The organism is Pollutimonas bauzanensis (genome assembly GCF_040393045.1).
GTDB lineage: Bacteria > Pseudomonadota > Gammaproteobacteria > Burkholderiales > Burkholderiaceae_B > Pollutimonas > Pollutimonas bauzanensis_A.
On sequence record NZ_JBEBUX010000185.1, the window covers coordinates 1 to 5,935 of the forward strand.

The window sequence follows — 5,935 nt, forward strand, 5'->3', positions numbered from 1 at the left end:
GCTTCCATCGATGTGTGCATTTCGTCGCCGGTGCGGTCCAGGAAGCCGGTATTGATGAATGCGACGCGCTCGCGAGCCTGAGCAATACATGCCTTCAGGTTGGTGCTGGTGCGCCGCTCTTCATCCATGATGCCCATCTTGATGGTGTTGGGCGCCAGTCCAAGCAGGGCTTCGGTGCGCGAAAAAAGTTCGTTGGCAAAGGCGACTTCCGCCGGGCCGTGCATCTTGGGTTTGACGATATAAATCGAGCCGCTGCGCGAGTTGCCGCCTTTCTGCAAATCGTGCATGGCGATCATCGACGTAAATACAGCGTCGAGTATGCCTTCGGGTACTTCCTGGCCTTGTGCGTCGAGTATGGCCGGATTGGTCATGAGATGGCCGACGTTACGGATGAACATCAGCGAGCGGCCATGCAGCTTGCGTGTTTCGCCATTGACATCGGTATAGCTGCGGTCGGGATTCAGGACACGGGTGAAGGTTTTGCCGCCTTTCTCGACCTGTTCGGCCAGCGTGCCGTTCATCAGGCCCAGCCAGTTGCGGTAAGCCACTACCTTGTCTTCTGCATCGACGGCCGCAATGGAGTCTTCGCAATCCATAATGGTGGTGAGGGCCGATTCCAGCAGCACGTCTTTGATACCCGCCGAGTCTTGCTTGCCGATAGGATGGGCTTTGTCGATCTGGACTTCAAAATACAGGCCGTTGTGCTTGAAAACCAGCGCTTCGGGTGCTGCCGCGTCGCCGCGGTGACCTTGGAACAAGTCAGCTTGCGCAAGCGTTGTGTTTTGCCCATTGCCAAGGGTGACTTGCAACTTGCCGTCCTTGACTGCGTAGGCGGTGGCGTCGGTATGCGAGCCTTGCGCCAGCGGGATGCTGTCGTCCAGGAACTTGCGGGCAAAGGCAATGACTTTGGTGCCGCGCGCAGGGTTGTAGCCACCCGCGCGTGTCGCCCCGTCGTCTTCGGAAATGGCGTCGGTACCGTACAGGGCGTCGTATAGGCTGCCCCATCGCGCATTGGCTGCGTTAAGCGCATAACGGGCGTTGGTGATGGGCACGACCAGCTGCGGCCCTGCCTGCTGTGTGATCTCGGTATCGATCTTTGAGGTTTCAATTTGCACGTTGGCCGGCGCTTCTTGCAGGTAGCCGATTTCGCGCAGGAAGTCTTGGTAGGCAGCCGCATTCTTGATGGGGCCTGGATTTTGTTGATACCATTTGTCGAGCTCGGCCTGCAGTCGATCGCGTTCGGCCAAGAGTGCCCGATTCTTGGGCGCCAGATCGTGGACGAGTTTATCGAGACCTGACCAGAATGCATCGGAAGCGACGCCGGTGCCGGGCAAGGCTTCGCGCTCGACAAATTGGTGAAGTTCGGTAGCAACCTGAAGCTGCTTGCATGCGGTTCTGGCGGTCATGTTGGATCCTTGTAGGGAATAGGGATGTATCGGGCGCGCAGCCACCTGCCCAGAAACTGGCGCCATATCGAAGATAGGCGGCGTAGGCTGGAACGAGTAGACTATTGTTAGGGCGCGCACCTATTATGGACTGTCGCGTTCCAGGACTCAACACCACTCAAAGTTCAAGGACTTGATACTTAAAGTACCTAATGGGGAAAGAATACCACCCAATTTAGCACTTTAAGTGCCTGTGATGCCAAGGGAAAGATCATGAAAAACCAAGTGAAATTGATCGGTGCGCCATCTGCCCTGCTGCTGTTGGAAGGCTGGTCGGCAACTGAGGGCCGGGATGCCATCCACAAAACCTTTATTTTCAAGAATTTCAACGAGGCATTCGGGTTTATGTGTTGCGTAGCCATGCAGGCCGAAAAGCTGGATCACCATCCAGAATGGACAAACGTGTACAACAGAGTCAGCGTCACGTTGACGACCCACGACGCCAAGGGCGTTACAGAAAGGGACGTGGCCTTGGCCTTGTTCATGGATAAATTGGCATAATCATTCGGATACTCTATGCAACCGATATCGAAAGCTGTTGTAGATGACTTGGCGCCTAAAGGCGTATTGCGCGTTGCCATTAATTTCGGCAATCCTGTACTGGCGCAGCCACACCCGCAAACGGGGGCGCCCATGGGCGTGTCGGCGGATTTGGCCAAAGAATTGGCGCGGCAATTGGGCGTATCGCCGGAATTCATTACATACGATGGTGCTGGCAAGGTTGCCGCTGCGGCCGATACCGATGCCTGGGATATCGCCTTTATGGCAATCGATCCGGCGCGCGCCGAAACAGCCAAGTTTACCCAGCCCTATGTGATTATCGAAGGTACCTATATGGTGCGATCCGACTCGCCTTTGCGGGCTATCGACGATGTCGACACCAAGGATGTGCGCATCGCGGTAGGTAAGGGAGCGGCCTACGATCTTTTTCTCAGCCGTAGTTTGCAGCATGCGCAAATTGTGCGGGCCGATACGTCGGCGGCGGCAATAAATTTGTTTCTTGATCAGTCGCTGGATACGGTTGCAGGCGTCAGGCAGCCCTTGGTCGCCTTTGCCGCCGCGCACGACGGCCTGCGGGTTATCGATGGGCGTTTCACGGCAATTGAACAGGCCATGGCAACGCCCAAGGGGCGCACGGTGGGATGGGAGTTCCTGCAGTCATTTGTCGGCGACATGAAGCGCAGCGGCTTTGTGGCGCAAGCGCTCGAAAACAGCGGCCAGCGCGATGCCAGCGTAGCGCCCTGAGACGCTACGTTTTCACGGGCTTAGCCACGCTACCAAAACAGACACCGTCGCCAGGGACAGCACGGTCGAGATCAGAATGGCCCGTGATGTCGTAGCGGGTTCGCGTTCATACAGTTTGGCCAGCATGAACGGGCCGGTGCCTACTGGCAGGGCCGCCAGCAGTACGGCCGTTGCCGCCCAAAGCGGCGGCATATCGAAAACCCACCGTACAAGAACAAAGGTAATGAACGGGTGCAGCACAAGCTTTAAAGCAACGATGCGCCATACGGCGCCATGATGTTCCGCCGGCTCGCCCTGCGCCAGGAACAGACCTATGGTGACCAATGCGCAGGGGCTGGCTGCCGCCCCGAGCAGCGTGGTGAACTGCAACACAGCATAGGGTAGCGGCAACTGGATAGCAGCGACAGCCAGGCCCAATAGCGGCGCGGCGACTAGCGGATTTCGAAGCAGCGACCACACTACCTTGCGCGTGGTGGCTAGAATGTTGCGTGATCCCTGCAAATCGATTTCTATCAGGACGATGGAAAAGGCAAACAGCGCGCAGGCAGTCAGTAGGGTGGCAATAATGACGGCGGGCAGGCTTTCGGGGCCGAAAACCATCAGGCACAGCGGTATGCCCATGAAGCCGGCGTTCGAGTAAGACGACGCCAGCCCTTCGATGCTGGCGTCGGCCAGTCGTCCCCGGCGATGGCGATCCAGCATATAAGACACGCAAAATACCGCGGCAATGGCCAGGCTGCTGGCGGCAACGTAGCCCGGCTGATTGATTTGTTGCCAGGTAATTTGTGCCATAGCCTGGAACAGCAATGCCGGCAATGCCATCCACACGACGAACTTGTTCAGGCTGTCGACCGCGCCAGCCCCCAGTAGTCGTTTTCGCCCGCTGACATAGCCGACCAAGATCAGCGCAAAAAGCGGAAAGACGGCATTGATAATGACGCTCAAGGGGAGTCCTGGCAGGAGGTTCGAATAGTGGGGTATTAAAGCAAATAATTGGCGCACGTGTTAAGACGTCATCTACAGATGTCATACTCGCCATATAGTGCGATAGTGCGTTTCTAAATTGTTATTTTGTTTGGTGGCCAGCCATGTTTGATACTTCGAATACCGACACCCCCACTCTTTTGCCGCCGCTCCTCCCTTTTACGGGGTTTATGGATGCGCGCGCAGCAACAGAACGGCTGGTTGAAATCTACGCCAGGAATACCGCGTTCATACGAGATGGATTCGCGCAGTACGCGCAAGGGCGGTTCGTGCCTAAGCAGCGCATACGGGCCTATTACCCTGCCATACGCATCCGGGTCGATACTTACCAAGAGGTCGACAGCCGCCTGTCATATGGCCATGTGGTTGAGCCGGGCGTTTATATGACGACTGTCACTCAGCCGTCCCTGTATTTCGACTATCTCCTGGAACAACTGGGCCTCTTGATCAAAAATCACGGCGTCCCTGTCGAGATCGGCGAGTCCGACCTGCCCATTCCGTTGCACTTTTCGTTCTCGGATGGGCAATATGTAGAGGGCGTGTATTCGGAAAAATTGGGCGATTCATTGCGCGATCATTTCGATGTGCCCGACTTGGTGGTCACCGACGACGCCATCGTGAACGGCACATGGCATGGCAAGGCCGACGAGCCTTTACCGTTGGCCCCTTTTACTGCCCCGCGCGTGGATTATTCCCTGCATCGCTTGCAGCACTACACAGCCACGGCGCCACAGCACTTTCAGAATTTCGTGCTGTTTACCAATTATCAGTTTTACATCGACGAGTTTTGCCAATGGGCCAAAGAGACCCTGGCGTCGGGCGAGGGTGGCTATACCGCGCTGGTGGAACCGGGCAACATCATTACGGGCGCCGGTCCAGACGCCGAGCGCATCGGCCTGCCTTTGGGTCGTATGCCCCAAATGCCGTCATACCACCTCGTTCGCGACAAGCACATGGGCATTACGCTGATCAATATCGGTGTGGGGCCATCAAATGCCAAAACCATTACCGACCACGTTGCCGTGCTGCGTCCATCGGCATGGCTGATGCTGGGGCATTGTGCGGGCTTGCGCACCACGCAGCGTCTGGGTGACTACGTGCTGGCCCATGGTTATGTGCGCCAGGATCATGTGCTGGACGACGACCTGCCCAACTGGGTGCCGGTGCCGCCCCTGGCCGAAATCCAGGTGGCGCTGGAGGAAGCCGTGGCCGAGGTCGCCGGCTTGTCCGGATGGGAACTGAAAAAAATCATGCGCACGGGCACGGTAGCCACCATCGACAACCGCAACTGGGAACTGCGCGATCATCGCGAGCCAGTGCAGCGCTTATCGCAGTCGCGGGCGATTGCGTTGGACATGGAGTCGGCCACGATTGCCGCCAATGGCTTTCGTTTTCGCGTGCCTTATGGCACCTTGCTGTGCGTATCCGACAAGCCCTTGCATGGCGAATTGAAGCTGCCTGGCATGGCCAGCGACTTTTATCGGACCCAGGTTGGACAGCACCTGCATATAGGCATACGGGCGCTGGAAAAACTGCGCGATATGCCTCGCGAACGGTTGCATTCGCGTAAATTGCGCAGCTTTATTGAAACCGCATTCAAGTAAGAGGCGAAAGTGAAAAAGATCTATCTCGCTGGCTTCGACGTATTCCGTCCTGATGCTGTGCAATACGGCAGGCAGTTAAAGACGCTTTGCGAAAAGTATGGTTTTGAAGGCCTGTACCCGCTGGATAACGCGGCACCCAAGACCCTGACAACGCTGGAGCTGGCCCGCTGGATATACCACGCCAATATTGCGCTGATCGAGGAGGCGGATATCTTGATGGCCAATCTGAATGTATTCCGGGGCGCCGAGCCTGATTCGGGCACGGTATTTGAAGTGGGCTATGCCACGGCCTTGAAAAAACCGGTCTGGGTGTACACGGATCAAGCCCGTTCACTCGTGGAGCAGGTGGCGGTGCATAAAGCGCCGGGAACGCGAAGCTATGTAGATACGCAGGGTTATACGGTTGAGGATTTCGGTCTTAATCTGAATTTGATGATTGCGTGCAGTGCGCATGTGGTGGTGGGGTCGGCGGAGGATTGTCTGCAGGAAATAGGGCTGGGTTAGGTTTTATTGGCAGGTCGTCGCATTAGTATCTCTTCGTAAGTCGCGTGCCAGGTCCTTAGCGATTGTATTTTTTCTTGATCCGCGTGTCAGGTCCTGAGAGGAGGTGTTTTGCTCCTCGTGGCCCGATTCGGCGCTGTACGCGCCGAACCAGCG

Annotated in this window: 6 protein-coding genes; 4 read left to right on the top strand and 2 right to left on the bottom strand. The window is 56.7% G+C overall.

From position 1 onward, the window contains the following. The coding region (locus ABWO67_RS18770; protein WP_353154688.1) for a malate synthase G at window positions 1-1,406 on the bottom strand (1,406 nt) is incomplete at its 3' end. Window positions 1,407-1,658: 252 nt separating this feature from the next. On the opposite strand from ABWO67_RS18770, the gene ABWO67_RS18775 reads away from it, so the two are divergent. Together ABWO67_RS18775 and ABWO67_RS18780 are read left to right on the top strand one after the other, a co-directional pair. Continuing rightward, window positions 1,659-1,946: a 4a-hydroxytetrahydrobiopterin dehydratase gene (locus ABWO67_RS18775; protein ID WP_353154691.1), complete on the top strand. Its 288-nt coding sequence runs from the start codon at window positions 1,659-1,661 to the stop codon at window positions 1,944-1,946. A 15-nt stretch (window positions 1,947-1,961) separates the two neighbouring features. Beyond that, window positions 1,962-2,690, top strand: coding sequence for a transporter substrate-binding domain-containing protein (locus ABWO67_RS18780; RefSeq protein ID WP_353154694.1), 729 nt, complete (start codon window positions 1,962-1,964; stop codon window positions 2,688-2,690). 12 nt (window positions 2,691-2,702) lie between these two features. Here ABWO67_RS18780 and ABWO67_RS18785 read toward each other — a convergent pair whose 3' ends face one another. Next, window positions 2,703-3,635, bottom strand: a complete 933-nt coding sequence (locus ABWO67_RS18785) for an AEC family transporter (protein ID WP_353154697.1) — start codon at window positions 3,633-3,635, stop codon at window positions 2,703-2,705. A 143-nt stretch (window positions 3,636-3,778) separates the two neighbouring features. Here ABWO67_RS18785 and ABWO67_RS18790 point away from each other — a divergent pair, with 143 nt between their 5' ends. Next, window positions 3,779-5,278 carry an AMP nucleosidase gene (locus tag ABWO67_RS18790; RefSeq protein WP_353154700.1) on the top strand — a complete coding sequence of 500 codons (1,500 nt, stop codon included), beginning with the start codon at window positions 3,779-3,781 and terminating at the stop codon, window positions 5,276-5,278. A gap of 9 nt (window positions 5,279-5,287) precedes the next feature. Continuing rightward, the gene (locus ABWO67_RS18795) at window positions 5,288-5,782 is read left to right on the top strand and encodes a nucleoside 2-deoxyribosyltransferase (protein WP_353154703.1); all 495 of its coding nucleotides are present in this window, start codon (window positions 5,288-5,290) and stop codon (window positions 5,780-5,782) included. Window positions 5,783-5,935: the final 153 nt, after the last annotated feature.